The organism is Shigella sp. SIG6 (genome assembly GCF_053555815.1).
On record NZ_JBQZXC010000349.1, the window covers coordinates 1 to 316 of the forward strand.

Below are 316 nucleotides of genomic sequence, written 5' to 3' on the forward strand. Positions count from 1 at the left end.
AGGTGATTTGCATCGCCGTTTTTCTCACTGTCTCCGTTATGATGTACACCACTTCTTCCAGTAACCGCCGTTTCGCCGGACTCAAAAAACCGTAGTACCTCACCATACGGAACCCCTTATCCGCCACATGCCAGGAGAACCTTTCCATGAACTCATCTCCACTCATCAACAGGTATTCTTCCCGTTTTGTTCGGTGACTGTTGTAACGCAGACCGATTTCATCCTGACCGGCATAATGCTCCAGACGACTCATCGGCACCGGTGGCTTTTTCAGGTAAGAGCCAAAGTACACCGCCACATGGGTGGCATTATCCAT

At 50.0% G+C, this 316-nt stretch carries 1 protein-coding gene; it reads right to left on the reverse strand.

What is annotated here, in order from left to right:
* Window positions 1-316, reverse strand: a 316-nt coding sequence (locus tag ACUU1M_RS20765; RefSeq protein ID WP_193216430.1) for a transposase, incomplete at both ends; no start/stop codon positions are given.